Here is an 11892-nt window from a genome sequence, read left to right as displayed (position 1 = left end):
GGGCACGCTCCTCGCGCGACCTACTGCGTCGCGGGAACCGAGGATGCATCGGCTTGGCCGATCCCGGGCGTGAGCACGTTGATGCGGGCGGTGCGCGGATCGTAGTCGACGTGCACGTTGAGCGCGAGGGCCAGCGCCTTGATACCGATCATCACACGACCGCGCACGCGAAACGGCGCGCGCTCCAGCGTGAGCGGCATTCCGTTGAGCGTCGCATGGCGATCGCCGACGCGCAGTCGCAACGATTGCTTACCGCGAATGATGTAGATGTTATTCCCTTGGACGAGCGTCTGGGCTCCCAACGCGTCGGCAACCGCCCGTAACGGAACGAACACGCGTTGCGCGGCCGTGGTGATGGGAGGAACGTCGCTCTCGACGCGTTGACCGTCGATGCGCAACTGGGCCGGATGGGATAACGCCAGCATAGCCGACGCAACCAACGCCACGACGCCCGTAAGGATCAGCGTCTGGATGGCCGGCCGGGCATACGTCATGCGTGAATGCCGATCTCGTGCGCGTAATCCGGATATTTCTCGGCGATGACCTTCTCGATCTCGAGCCGCAACATCCCGAGTAACTCGTCTTCCGGGTAGGTTCCCACCAACTCCCCGGCTCGATAGATCGCGCCCTTGCCTTTACCGCCGGCGACGCCGACGTCGGCCATCTTCGATTCGCCCGGTCCGTTGACGACGCAGCCCATCACCGCAACCTTCACGGGCGCGGTATACTGTTTGGCAATCGCCTCGACCGAACGCCCCAGTTCCAGCACGGAAATCTCCGCGCGACCGCACGACGGGCAGGCGGTAATCTCAAAGCCCTTCTCGCGCAGACCGAGCGATTTGAGGATGCCCCAGCAAACCGGCACTTCTTCAATCGGATCGGCCGCGAGAGAGACGCGGATCGTATCGCCGATCCCCTCGAACAATAGGATGCCCAGACCGATCGACGATTTGATCGTGCCGTCGCGGAGCAGCCCCGCTTCGGTGATGCCCAAGTGCAGCGCGTACGGCGTGTTGCGCTCCGCTAAGCGCCGATCCATCAAGCGATACGCCGCCACGGTCGTTAGAACGTCGTGCGCCTTGAGCGAGATCGCGATGTCGGTGTGGCCGTGTTCTTCCAGGATCGCCACGTGACGCAGCGCCGATTCCACCATGGCCTGCGCGGTAAGGCCGAACGCTTTCTCAAGGTCCGGTGCGAGCGAGCCCATGTTCACGCCGACGCGAATCGGAATGCCGCGCGTCTTGGCGGCGCTGACGACTTCGGCGACTTTCTTGGGATCCCGAATGTTCCCCGGATTAAGGCGCAATTTCGCAACGCCCGCTTCGATCGCCGCCAGGGCCATCTTATGATCGAAATGGATATCCGCAACGATCGGCACGGGCGAGCGATGCACGATCGCGGGGAGACCAGCCGCATCCGGCGGATCTTTGACGGTAACGCGAACGATCTCGCAGCCTTCCATCGCCAGGCCGTAGATCTGTTCGAGCGTTGCCTCGGCATCGGCCGTATCCGTCGTGGTCATCGACTGCACCGCAACCGGATGGTCGCCGCCGATCCACACGCTCTTCGCATCGCTCTTGCCGGTTTTATTTTGCAGGAAGATCGGATTGCTTTTGCGCCGCAGGTGAATCACCTAGAAGACTCCCTTTCCGGCCACGATGCGCGCGATGTCGTGCGCGGCTACGAGCAGCATGAGCGCGATCAGCACCGCGAAGCCGCCGATATGCACCATCGCCTCTTTATCGGGGTCGACCGGCTTGCCGCGCAGCAATTCCGCGATGATGAATGCCGCGCGCCCGCCGTCCAGCGCCGGAATAGGCAGCAAGTTGAAGAGCCCGAGCGCGAAAGAAATCGTCGCCGCGAGCATCAGGTAAGGGCCCCAGCCGAAATCTTGCACGACGCCGGCCGCTTGACCCATGCCGATCGGGCCCGAGACTTGGCTGGCGTACTGCGTGAAATGCGTCACGAGCAGCCCCAGGCTGCTGAACGTTTGATCCGCGATGCCCAGGAATTCTTGGCCGCTGATCGTCAGCGCGGCCAACGGCGCCACATGCGTAAACTGCGAGGCCGGAATAATGCCGATACATCCGAGCTTCGACCCGGGCAAGCAGGGAACGGGCGTAACGAACGTTTCGCGGCGTTCGCCGGAACGGTCGTAGACGAGATCGAGGCGCTTGCCTTTGGAAGCGTGCATGATCGAGACCACCTGGTTACCGTCGCGAATCTGCGTCCCGCCGATCGCGACGATCTTATCCCCGACGTGTAGCCCGATGGCGCTTGCCGGGTAGCCGGCCTTGACTTCGCCGACCACAGCGGTCGGCGTATTGCCCATCACGCCGAACGAGAACGCGCCGACCACCAGAATCACGTAGCACAGGATGAAATTCGCGACCGGGCCGGCCAACACGATCGCCAGCCGCTGCCAAGGCGTCTTGCCCTGAAAGTTGACGGCGCTCGGGGCGGCTACCGCGGTGCTCGGCGCGTCGAGGCGATCGCGAAACTCGCGCTGCTGCTCGGCCTCGCTGGTTTTGCCGTCCTCGCCCTCCATGGCGCAGTAGCCGCCGATCGGCAGCGCCCGAATCGAGTAGAGCGTCCCACTCCGTTTGCTCGTCCAACCGAACAGCTTCGGCCCCATTCCGACGGCAAACTCGTTGACGCGGACGCCGTTGCGCCGCGCAACCAGAAAGTGCCCGTACTCGTGCAGCACGACGAGCACCGAGAGCATGAAGAGGAACGTGATGATTTTTCCGAGCGATGCGAGCGTGATGAGGGCAAACAACACGGGCGTTAGACTCTCTTCCTTACGGACGTACGATGGGTTCGGCGAGCGATGCGACGAAACCGCGCGCCACCTCGCGCGCTTGACGATCTGCAAGACGAATTGCGTCGATCGATGCTTCGTGCTGTGGCACAGCCTGCATCGTAGCTTCGATCACCGCATGGATCCGCCCAAATCGCATTATACCTTCTACGAACGCTTCCACCGCGATTTCGTTTGCGGCTGAGAGCACGGCCGGAAGCGTGCCCCCGGCCTCGAGCGCTTGGTAGGCCAGCCGCAAACAGGGGAACCGCTCCAGATCCGGGCGTTCGAATTCGTAACGTAACGCGGGCTCCTGGGGTTTGGCCCCGAGTGCCTCGAGCACGTCGAAACGGGCGGGCTGCGCCCCGACGATCCGGTCCGGGAAGGCGAGCGCATAACCGATCGGCAGGCGCATATCCGGGGCGCAGAGTTGGCCCTTCACGCTGCCGTCGGCGAACAGCACGAAGCCGTGGGCGATCGACTGCGGGTGGACGACCACGTGAACGCGCTCGCCCGGTACGGAAAACAAGCGGCTGGCCTCGATCGCTTCCAAGCCCTTGTTCATCATCGTCGCCGAGTCGATCGTGTTTTTGGTACCCATCTGCCAGGTCGGGTGGGCGAGCGCCCGGTCGAGGGTTGCGTCGGCCATCTCGCCGGCCGGGGTCCGCCAGAATGGCCCTCCGGAAGCGGTTAAGATGATCCCGGCGACCCGGGCGGGATCTTCTCCCACAAGGCATTGGAAGATCGCGCTATGCTCGCTATCGACGGGCAGGATCCGGGCGCCGCTGCGAGCTGCGGCATCCATCAAGAGTTCGCCCGCCGCGACGATCAGCTCTTTGTTGGCAACGGCTATATCGGTTCCGCGCGCGACCGCGGCGAAGACCGCATCGAACGCGACGGCGCCATCGGTTGCGGCCAGAACGATATCGGGCTCGCTCTCCACCGCTACGCGTCGCAGCGCATCCGCGCCGTCCGAAGCCACGGTAGCGATGCGGGGGGCGAATCGTTCGACTTGTTCGCGTAGCAGGCGCTCGTTGCGCCCTGCGGCCAAGCCCACGACTTCGAACCGATCGCGATGCCGTTCGAGAACGTCCAGGGCCTGCGTGCCGATGGAACCCGTGCTGCCTAGAATCGCGACCTTGCGACGCCCGCTCATAGTTGCAAGATACCCATAAGATGCAGCGTGCCGAAAAAGGCCATGCCGCCGAAGAGATACGAATCGAATCGGTCGAGCACGCCGCCGTGCCCGGCAATCATCGACCCCGCATCCTTCACGCCGGCGTCGCGCTTGAGGGCCGACTCCGCCAAGTCGCCGGCCTGCGCGGCGACCGAGGTGAGAATGCCGAGGATCGCGCCCTGCCACCACAAAAGCTGCAATTGCGGTAACTGCGTCGCGGCAATCGAGACCAGCGTCACGACCACGATCGCACCGGCCGATCCTTCGACCGTCTTCTTCGGCGAAATCTTGGTGAGCTGATGGCGCCCGATCAGCGTGCCGATAAACATGCCGAAAATATCGGTTAATGCGATCAGGACGATCACGTCGAACGTCCACCACATACCGACCACCGGAACCTCGCGAATCAGCACGAAGTAGGTGAGCAATTTACCGATGTACAGCACCGCGAGCAGCGTGTAGGCCGTGCGGGCGAAGTAGCCTTTCTGCTCGCCGTACATGCCGATCCAGAACGTCGCGATCACGATACCGGCAAGGAGCGCGCCCTCCCACTTTCGCAGAAGGTCGGTCACGGAGAGCAAAAGGTACGCCGACACGCCGAACACGGCAACCGGATACTCCAGCGGCTGGCCCTTGATTTCACAGAGATAATTGAGTTCGTAGATGCTTGCCAGACCGATGACGAGCAACAGCAGGTAGAAACACCACGCGTAGCTCACGCATCCCAGGCCTATCGCCGCAACGATCGCGCCAACGACGATGCGCCGGGTCACGCGCCGCCAAACCGCCGTTGGCGCGCTTGAAATTGCGCAACCGCGCGAACGAGTTCGTCGCCCGTGAAATCGGGCCATAGCGTCTGCGTCATGACCAATTCTGTGTACGCCAACTGGTAGAGCAGAAAGTTCGAGAGCCGCTGCTCGCCACCGGGGCGAATCAAGAGGTCGGGATCCGGCACGTCCGCCGTATAGAGCGCGGCGGCGATACGTGCGTCGTCGATCGCGTCGGGTTGGAGCGTCCCGGCGGCGACGTCGGCCGCAATGGCACGCACGGCGCGCCGCAACTCCGCCCGCGAACTATAGTTCACCGCAATGTTGAGGATGAGCCCGTCGTTGGAAGCCGTCTGCGCCTGCAAGCCGCGCAACGCTTCGCGCGAGCGTGGAGGCAACGCCTCCCAATCGCCGATAATCCGCACCCGCACGTTATTGCGATTGAGTTCGGCAAGCTCGTGTTTTGCGAAGTGGACGCACAGATCGAAGAGCAGCGAAATCTCGCTGACTTCGCGCGTCCAATTCTCCGTTGAGAACCCGTAGACCGTCACGGCTCGAACGCCGATATCGCTGGCGGCTCGCGTTACCGCGCGCAGCGCGATGATGCCGCGGCGATGGCCTTCGATCGCCGGGAGCCCGCGAGCTTTGGCCCAACGACGATTGCCGTCCATGATGATGGCGATATGCTGCGGGATCGTTTGCGGATCGAGTTGCGGCGGGGAAGGCGCCGCGTTGTGCGAGACGCTCACGCGCTCGCGCGCCCGCGTGCGGGTTCGAGCGATTCGTACGATTCGTATCCGGCGATGACGTCGACCGCATCGTCTTCACGCGGCCGCAAGTGCAGAACGCGCAACACGCCGCATCCCACCCACGATCCAACCGGAGCGAGCACGCGCAGATGCAAACGCCGGCCGCGCAGGAGACGACGCACCTGCACTTCCGGCATGAGAACGAGATCGTTGCTTTCGGGTAACACGGTCGTCCTTAGACTTCCATGATTTCTTTTTCTTTGGAGGTGACCAATGAATCGATATCCTTGATGAATCGATCCGTGAGCTTCTGCAGTTGATCCTGCATGCGCTTATTATCGTCTTCGGTGATCTCGCCGTTCTTGAGCTGTGCTTTCAGCTCGTCGTGCGCTTTGTGCCGCACGTTGCGCACGGCGATTTTGCCGTCTTCGGCCTTCTTTTTCATCACCTTGACGAGATCTTTGCGACGCTCTTCGTTGAGCGGCGGAATGATCAGACGAATCGTCGTGCCGTCGATGTTCGGGGTGAGCCCAAGATCGCTTTTCTCGATGGCCTTGCGGATCTCGGCTACCGTGCTTTTATCCCAAGCGCTGATCACGAGGGTGCGCGAATCGGGAGTGGAGACGCCGGCAACCTGATTGAGCGGAACGGCTTGCCCGTAGGCTTCGACGTGCAAGCGATCGAGCAGTGCGGGCGTCGCACGCCCGGTACGGATCGCGGCGAAATCCGCCTGGGTGGCGTCGACGCATTTGGTCATGCGCGACTCGACATCTTTGAAATACTCCGACATGGTCAACGTTCTCCCGAGCGAGGGTTATACGAGCGAGGGGGTCTCTCTACCGACATAGGTGCCGATCCGTTCGCCCCAGATGACGCGTCGAATATTTCCGGGCGCGGCCATGTCGAAGACGATGATCGGTAGATTGTTATCCATGCAGAGCGCCATCGCGGTGGAATCCATCACTTCGAGGCCGCGCTGCAGCACGTCCATGTAATCGAGCCGATCGAAGCGCGTCGCGGTCGGATCTTTCTTTGGATCGGCCGAATAGATGCCGTCGACCTTCGTGGCTTTGAGGATCGCTTCGGCATTCATCTCCACCGCTCGCAACGCCGCCGTCGTATCGGTGGTGAAGTACGGGTTCCCGGTGCCGGCTGCGAAGATCACGACGCGCCCTTTTTCCAAATGGCGCATTGCTTTGCGACGGATGTACGGCTCGGCGATCTGATGCATCGCGATCGCCGTCTGCACGCGCGAAGGCACGCCCATGCGCTCGAGCGCGTCCTGCAGTGCCAGCGCGTTGATGACCGTTGCGAGCATTCCCATGTAATCGGCGGTCGCACGATCCATGCCCGCTTCTTCGTGGATCTTACCGCGCCAGATATTGCCCCCGCCGACGACGACCGAAACGCTCACGCCCGCGCGACTGACCTCGGCGATCTGCTCGGCCATTCCGCGCGTGGTGTGAACGTCAACACCGGCATCATTCCCCGCGAACGCTTCGCCGGAGATCTTTAGGAGGACGCGGGCGAACCGGGGGCTACGACCGTTGGGTTCCAAGCGAGCTTAATTTTCTCCAAGAGCGAAGCGCGTAAAACGGCGCACCCGGATGTTCTCGCCAAGCGAGCCGATGGCCGCGTTGATCATATCGCCCACGCTGAGCGAATCGTCCTTCACGAACGGCTGATCGAGCAGCACGCGCTCCTCGAACCACTTGTTAAGCTTGCCCTCCACGATCTTCTCGAGCACCTCGGGGGGCTTGCCGGCCGGCGCCGACTCGCGAAATTCGTTCTTCGCTTCGTCGACGACGCTCTGGGGAACCGCCGCGCGATCGACGTACTGCGGAGCCATCCCGGCGATGTGCAGCGCGATGTCGCGCGTGAGTTCGGCGAATTTCGGGCTGCGCGCTACGAAATCGGTCTCGGAATTGACTTCGACCAGCACGCCGATCTTGCCGCCGGCGTGAATGTAGCTGCTCACGAGGCCCTCGTTGGCCGAGCGCTCGGCTTTTTTCTGGGCTTGAGCCGCACCGCGTTCGATCAGCACGGTCTTGGCCTTCTCGAAATCACCCGCCGCCTCGATGAGCGCCTTGCGGCAGTCCATCATGGGCGCGGCGGTTTGCTCCCGAAGCGATTTGATTTCGTCGGCTTTAGGCGAGTAAGAGGTTGAGGTAGACACCAATGTTCTCCAGTAGTTGCGGCGGCGATTTTAGAGGGCGGCGGCAGCTTCAGCTTCGGCCAAGGTGACCGGAGCTTCTTCTTCCGGGGCGTAGCTCTGCGCGTAATCGGTCTCTTCGTCGATCGAACTCTCGACTTCGGTACGGCCCTCGATGATCGCATCGGCAATCTTGCTCACCATGAGCTTGACGGCCCGAATAGCGTCGTCGTTGCCCGGAATCGGATAGTCGATCTCGTCGGGATCGCAGTTGGTGTCGATGACGGCGATGATCGGAATCTTGAGCTTCTTGGCTTCGAGGACCGCGATACGCTCCTTCTTCGGATCGACGATGAAGATCGCGTCCGGCAAGCGATGCATATCCTTGATGCCGCCCAAGAATCGCTCGAGCTTGTTCATCTCATCCTGCAGCTTCGCGACTTCTTTCTTAGGAAGCCGATCGAAATCGCCCTGAGCCTTCATGCCTTCGAGCTCGCGCAGGCGAGCGATGCGCTTTTGGATCGTCGAGAAGTTGGTCAGCGTTCCACCGAGCCAGCGCTGGTTGATGAAGTAGGTACCGGCGCGCTCGGCCTCTTCCTTGACGACTTCCTGCGCCTGCTTCTTGGTGCCGACGAACAGGATGACTTTCTTTTCGTGGGCCATCTGCTTGACGGCCGCGTACGTCGCACGCATCCGCTGGACGGTCTGCGACAAATCGATGATGTAGATGCCGTTACGCTCCTGGAAGATGAACGGCTTCATCTTGGGGTTCCAACGACGGGTCTGATGCCCGAAGTGAACGCCGGCTTCCAGTAATTCGCGCATGGTAATAACCGACACGATAGGGTCTCCATTCTGGCCTCAGGTCGCGTGCCGTCCTGGCGTGCGGACCATTATCGAGAGCCATACGCACCCCCCATCCATGCGGGGTGTAGTGAGTGACAACCGCCAGAGTATAACACGGTCGCACGCCCGGGTCCACAGGCAAAGGTCTTCGGTGCCGGGCGCGAACTCTGCGGCCCCATGGCCCCCACTAGCCCCAAGCGCTCCCTAGAAGCCAAGCTCAAGGACGTCGACGCTCGCTTGCGGCGGCTTCCGGGGAACACCGAACTCGCCTTCGAGCGCGCGCGGCTGCTGGACAAGCTCGAGCGGACCGACGCGGCCCAGAAGGCGTACCTCGCGGTTTTGGGCCGCTCGCCCGGACACTTCGGCGCGATCAACGACCTGGCCATGCTGCTTTACCGGACGGGGAGCCGGGGCGATGCCCTCAAGCTCTATGCGGAAGCCGTGGACCGGCACCCCGATAACCCGGTCGCCCACGCCAACCTGGCCTTCATGTTCCTGAAAGCTCAGGAGCCGGCTCGGGCTCGCGACCACTACGAGATCGCCCTGCGGCTGGACCCCACGAATACGGAGGCCCAACGGGGGCTCATGGCCGTGCTTACCCAGCTCGGGGAGGCGACGGCCGTTTCCGAGCTGCGGGAGGCCGGAGCCGGGCCGGCGATGACGGTGTTGCCCTACCGGGGCAGCGGCCGCCCCATCCCGCTCTTGCTGCTCGTCTCCGCCGGTTCCGGGAACATCTCCACCGAGCGCCTGATCGACGACCGGGTCTTTGAGACGACCAAGCTGGTGGTTGAGTACTACAACCGGTCCCAGCCCCTGCCGCACCACCAGTTGGCCTTCAACGCGATCGGCGACGCCGAGAGCTGCGTGGCCGCCCTCGAAGATGCCGGCGGGATCCTCGCCGGCTCGAAGGCGCCGCTCGTCAATCCGCCGGAGCGCATTAGCCCGACCGGGCGGGCGGCCAATGCGGCGCGTTTGGGTTCGCTTCCGGGCGTCGTCACGGCCCGAACCACCCTGCTCCCGCGAGCGGTCCTCTGCGGGCCGGCCGGGTCGACGATCCTCGAGGGGCACGGCCACGGCTTTCCGCTCTTGCTCCGTTCGCCCGGCTATCACACCGGGCAGCACTTCGTTCGCGTCGATAGCCCGGGCGAGCTCGGCGCGGCGGCCTCCGCGCTGCCCGGCGACGAGCTCCTCGCCATCGCATTCCTCGATACGCGCAATGCGGACGGCCTCTACCGCAAGTACCGCGCCATGCTCGTCGGGGGCGAGCTGTACCCCGTCCACATGGCGATCTCGCCGCTGTGGAAGGTGCACTACTTCAGCGCCGACATGGCGGAGAACGCCGCTCACCGTGCCGAGGACGAGGCGTTCTTGGCGGATATGCCCGCGGCGATCGGAGCCGAGGCGATCCGCGCCTTGCGATCGGTATCGGAGGCCCTCGGGCTCGACTACGGCGGCGTCGATTTCACGATCGGGGCGAACGGAAGCGTGGTGGTCTTCGAAGCCAACGCGACGATGGTGTTGGTGCCGCCCCAGCGCGACGCCCGTTGGGATTATCGTCGCGGGCCGATCGAGCGCGTCTTCGATGCCGTCGGGGCGATGCTCCGCAATAAGGTTTCGCAGGCGTCCGGCCGAAAGCATTGAGCATGCGTTGGTTAGTCACCGGTGGGCTCGGCTTCATCGGATCGAACTTTATCCGTTTGGCGTTGCGCGAACGGCCCGAGCTTTCAATCGTTAACCTCGATGCGATGACGTATGCGGGAAACCCCGCGAATCTCCGCGACGTCGAAACCAGTCCGCGCTACCGGTTCGTCAAGGGCGACATCGGCGATCCGGTCGCGGTCGATTCGGCCATCGGCGACGGCGTCGATGCGATCGTAAACTTCGCGGCCGAAACCCACGTCGACCGCTCGATTCTCGACCCCGAAGCCTTTCTGCGGACCGATATTCTCGGCACGCACGTCTTGCTGGAAGCGGTGCGCAAGCACGACATCGCGCGCTATCTGCAAGTCTCGACCGACGAAGTCTACGGCGACGTGAGCGAAGGCGAATCGCGCGAGGACGACCCGCTCCGCCCGCGCAGCCCGTACTCCGCCAGCAAGGCCGGCGGCGACATGCAGGTGCTCGCGTACCGGACGACTTTTGGAACGCCGGTGCTCGTCACGCGCGGCAGCAACACCTACGGGCCGTATCAATATCCCGAGAAGCTGATCCCGCTGTTCGTGAGCAATCTCATCGACGATCAACCGGTGCCGGTGTACGGCGACGGACTGCAGATTCGCGATTGGCTCCACGTGGACGATCACGCACGCGGTATCCTACACGTCCTCGAGCACGGCGCATTGGGTGAAATCTACAACGTCGGAGGCGGCAACCCGCGCACGAACATGGAGATCACGCAACTGCTCGTGGGCGGCTGCGGACGCTCGATGGACGCGCACGTGCGTCACGTTGAAGACCGCGCCGGACACGACCGGCGCTACGCGATCGATACCGCCAAGGCCCGAGCGATCGGATGGGCGCCCGTGGTGCCGTTCGAGGACGGGCTGCGCGCCACGATCGCTTGGTATCAGGCCAACGAAGCCTGGTGGCGACCGCTCAAATCAGGCGAATTTCTCGATTACTACAAGCGCCAGTACGCGCACCGCTAATCTAAAGTAGGAACCGCATGAAGGGCATCATTCTCGCCGGCGGCTTAGGCTCGCGCCTGCGTCCGCTTACCAAAGTTACGAACAAGCATCTGCTGCCGATCTACGACAAGCCGATGATCTACTATCCGATCGAGACGCTGTGCAAAGCCGGCATCCAGGACATCATGATCGTGACGGGCGGCAATTCCGCCGGCGACTTTCTGCGTTTGCTCGGCAACGGTCGCGACTTCGGACTGAAAGACATCTACTACACCTACCAAGAAGGCGAAGGCGGCATCGCCGACGCCCTCAAGCTCTGCGAGCATTTCGCCGAAGGCCAGCGCATCGCGGTCATTTTGGGCGATAACATCGTACAAGACGACATTTCGCCGTACGTTCGTAAGTTCGAACAACAGGATTCGGGCGCGCGCATCCTGCTCAAGCAGGTCGACGATCCGGAGCGCTTCGGCGTTCCGGAACTGGACGGCGACCGGATCGTGCGGATCGAAGAGAAGCCCGAGCACCCGAAGAGCAACTACGCCGTGACCGGCATTTACATGTACGATCGCCGCGTCTTCGATTTCTGCCGCAAGCTCAAGCCCTCGGATCGCGGTGAACTGGAAATCACCGATGTCAACAACGCGTACATCCGGGAAGGCGACATGCACTACGACGTGCTCGACGGATGGTGGACCGACGCCGGGCAATTTGAATCGCTCTATCGCGCCACGCAGCTCGTAGCGACGCAACACGGGCTTTGATCGAAGATGCATC

At 62.8% G+C, this 11892-nt stretch carries 14 protein-coding genes; 3 read left to right on the top strand and 11 right to left on the bottom strand.

The window, feature by feature from the left end:
* Positions 1-20: 20 nt before the first annotated feature.
* Genes VMW12_00485 through rpsB form a run of 11 tightly spaced genes read right to left on the bottom strand, consistent with a single transcriptional unit; the run spans position 21 to position 8485 of the window.
* Entirely contained in the window at positions 21-494 is a 474-nt protein-coding gene (locus VMW12_00485) for a stalk domain-containing protein (GenBank protein ID HUZ48194.1), read from the bottom strand.
* Positions 491-1597, bottom strand: coding sequence for a flavodoxin-dependent (E)-4-hydroxy-3-methylbut-2-enyl-diphosphate synthase (gene ispG, locus VMW12_00480; GenBank protein ID HUZ48193.1), 1107 nt, complete (start codon positions 1595-1597; stop codon positions 491-493). Before ispG ends, VMW12_00485 begins: the two co-directional genes overlap by 4 nt.
* 36 nt (positions 1598-1633) lie before the next feature.
* Positions 1634-2782, bottom strand: a complete 1149-nt coding sequence (locus VMW12_00475) for a M50 family metallopeptidase (protein HUZ48192.1) — start codon at positions 2780-2782, stop codon at positions 1634-1636.
* 19 nt (positions 2783-2801) lie between these two features.
* Positions 2802-3956 carry a 1-deoxy-D-xylulose-5-phosphate reductoisomerase gene (locus VMW12_00470; protein HUZ48191.1) on the bottom strand — a complete coding sequence of 385 codons (1155 nt, stop codon included), beginning with the start codon at positions 3954-3956 and terminating at the stop codon, positions 2802-2804.
* On the bottom strand, positions 3953-4750 hold the full coding sequence (locus VMW12_00465; GenBank protein ID HUZ48190.1) for a phosphatidate cytidylyltransferase: 798 nt from the start codon (positions 4748-4750) through the stop codon (positions 3953-3955). Before VMW12_00465 ends, VMW12_00470 begins: the two co-directional genes overlap by 4 nt.
* Positions 4747-5493 carry an isoprenyl transferase gene (locus VMW12_00460; protein ID HUZ48189.1) on the bottom strand — a complete coding sequence of 249 codons (747 nt, stop codon included), beginning with the start codon at positions 5491-5493 and terminating at the stop codon, positions 4747-4749. The genes VMW12_00465 and VMW12_00460 overlap by 4 nt, the downstream gene beginning before the upstream one ends.
* Complete coding sequence (locus VMW12_00455) at positions 5490-5720, bottom strand: hypothetical protein (GenBank protein HUZ48188.1); 231 nt, start codon at positions 5718-5720, stop codon at positions 5490-5492. The genes VMW12_00460 and VMW12_00455 overlap by 4 nt, the downstream gene beginning before the upstream one ends.
* A gap of 8 nt (positions 5721-5728) precedes the next feature.
* Positions 5729-6283, bottom strand: coding sequence for a ribosome recycling factor (frr, locus tag VMW12_00450; protein HUZ48187.1), 555 nt, complete (start codon positions 6281-6283; stop codon positions 5729-5731).
* A 24-nt stretch (positions 6284-6307) separates the two neighbouring features.
* A complete protein-coding gene (gene pyrH / locus VMW12_00445; GenBank protein HUZ48186.1) occupies positions 6308-7051 on the bottom strand; it encodes a UMP kinase in 744 nt (247 codons plus the stop codon).
* A 6-nt stretch (positions 7052-7057) separates the two neighbouring features.
* Positions 7058-7669 (bottom strand): translation elongation factor Ts, encoded by a 612-nt coding sequence (gene tsf, locus VMW12_00440; protein ID HUZ48185.1) that lies wholly within the window; start codon positions 7667-7669, stop codon positions 7058-7060.
* Between the two features lie 30 nt (positions 7670-7699).
* Positions 7700-8485 carry a 30S ribosomal protein S2 gene (gene rpsB / locus VMW12_00435; protein HUZ48184.1) on the bottom strand — a complete coding sequence of 262 codons (786 nt, stop codon included), beginning with the start codon at positions 8483-8485 and terminating at the stop codon, positions 7700-7702.
* 183 nt (positions 8486-8668) lie between these two features.
* Here rpsB and VMW12_00430 point away from each other — a divergent pair, with 183 nt between their 5' ends.
* From VMW12_00430 to VMW12_00420, 3 genes are read left to right on the top strand one after another with little or no spacing between them, the layout of a single operon-like run.
* Entirely contained in the window at positions 8669-10132 is a 1464-nt protein-coding gene (locus tag VMW12_00430; protein ID HUZ48183.1) for a tetratricopeptide repeat protein, read from the top strand.
* A gap of 2 nt (positions 10133-10134) precedes the next feature.
* Positions 10135-11139, top strand: a complete 1005-nt coding sequence (gene rfbB, locus VMW12_00425) for a dTDP-glucose 4,6-dehydratase (protein HUZ48182.1) — start codon at positions 10135-10137, stop codon at positions 11137-11139.
* A 17-nt stretch (positions 11140-11156) separates the two neighbouring features.
* Positions 11157-11879, top strand: coding sequence for a sugar phosphate nucleotidyltransferase (locus VMW12_00420; protein ID HUZ48181.1), 723 nt, complete (start codon positions 11157-11159; stop codon positions 11877-11879).
* Positions 11880-11892 lie beyond the last annotated feature (13 nt).

This window comes from Candidatus Dormiibacterota bacterium (genome assembly GCA_035532835.1).
In the GTDB taxonomy this organism is placed as follows: domain Bacteria; phylum Vulcanimicrobiota; class Vulcanimicrobiia; order Vulcanimicrobiales; family Vulcanimicrobiaceae; genus DAHUXY01.
The sequence above is the reverse complement of the archived record's forward strand: the minus strand, read 5'-3'. Positions and strand labels throughout refer to the sequence as shown.

Excerpts from the sequence above, each read along its gene's own strand:
- VMW12_00485 (HUZ48194.1), bottom strand. The coding sequence starts at position 494 with ATGACGTATGCCCGGCCGGCCATCCAGACGCTGATCCTTACGGGCGTC.
- VMW12_00470 (HUZ48191.1), bottom strand. The coding sequence starts at position 3,956 with ATGAGCGGGCGTCGCAAGGTCGCGATTCTAGGCAGCACGGGTTCCATC.
- frr (HUZ48187.1), bottom strand. The coding sequence starts at position 6,283 with ATGTCGGAGTATTTCAAAGATGTCGAGTCGCGCATGACCAAATGCGTC.
- VMW12_00430 (HUZ48183.1), top strand. The coding sequence starts at position 8,669 with ATGGCCCCCACTAGCCCCAAGCGCTCCCTAGAAGCCAAGCTCAAGGAC.
- rfbB (HUZ48182.1), top strand. The coding sequence starts at position 10,135 with ATGCGTTGGTTAGTCACCGGTGGGCTCGGCTTCATCGGATCGAACTTT.
- VMW12_00420 (HUZ48181.1), top strand. The coding sequence starts at position 11,157 with ATGAAGGGCATCATTCTCGCCGGCGGCTTAGGCTCGCGCCTGCGTCCG.